General features: G+C 70.1%; 2 protein-coding genes. Both read right to left on the reverse strand.

From position 1 onward, the window contains the following. Positions 1 to 495: lactonase family protein (locus tag ACNPM4_RS11750; RefSeq protein WP_448985818.1), on the reverse strand; the 495-nt coding region annotated here is incomplete at its 3' end. Between the two features lie 11 nt (positions 496 to 506). Beyond that, positions 507 to 1,018, reverse strand: a 512-nt coding sequence (locus ACNPM4_RS11755; RefSeq protein WP_448985819.1) for an adenylosuccinate synthetase, incomplete at its 5' end; no start/stop codon positions are given.

Here is a 1,018-nt window from a genome sequence, read left to right on the forward strand (position 1 = left end):
GTATGGATCGATCGCCGCGACGCCGTCACCGGGAGGGGTCGCGGCCGGAGCATCCGGGTCCACGTCGTCGCCGAACAGGGCCGCGCGGAGAGCTGCGGCGGCATCCGGCTTCGGAGGCAGGATGCGGCCTTCCTCGTCGAGGTCGAACCGCACCACGCGGCCGTCGCCGTAGCAGCTGGCGACCAGCGCCGAGCCGTTCGGGGCGACCGCCACGTGACACACGTACTGTCCGACCGCCGCGGGCGCGCCCAGCGGAGCGAGCACCCCCTCACCGGTGCGGACGAACGCCTGCACGGCCGCGTCCCCCTCGAGCGCCGCGTAGACGACATCGAGGGACGGATGCTGTGCGAGCCACGACGGCGACGGCGTCTCGGTCACGGCACCGCGGTAGGCGAGTGTGCTGGCCTCACGGCCCTCATCCCCCGCGAGCAGGCCGATGCCCTCGGCCTGACCGTCCATACCGGGGCCGTAGCCGCCGAGCCAGAACCTCGTCATGGAGCGCCGGGTCAGTCGAGCAGGCCGTGGCGGACGACGACCTGGTCGCGCTCGGGGCCGACCCCGATCACCGAGATACGGGTGTTGCTCATCTTCTCGAGCGCCAGCACGTAGTCCTGTGCGTTCTTCGGCAGGTCCTCGAACGTGCGTGCGACAGAGATGTCCTCGCTCCAGCCGGGGAAGTACTCCAGGATCGGCTTCGCGTGATGGAAGTCGGTCTGGTTGACCGGCACCTCGTCGAACCGCTCGCCGTCGACGTCATAGGCCACGCACACCGGGATCTGCTCGAGACCGGTGAGGATGTCGAGCTTGGTGAGCACGAGGTCGGTGATGCCGTTGATGCGCGTCGCGTAGCGGGTGATGGGTGCGTCGTACCAGCCGACCCGGCGCGGACGGCCGGTGGTGGTGCCGAACTCGAAGCCCTGCTTGCGCAGCCACTCGCCCTGCTCGTCGAACAGCTCGGTCGGGAACGGGCCGGAGCCCACGCGGGTCGTGTACGCCTTGACGATGCCGACGATGCGGT

It is taken from the genome of Microbacterium umsixpiens (assembly GCF_053543675.1).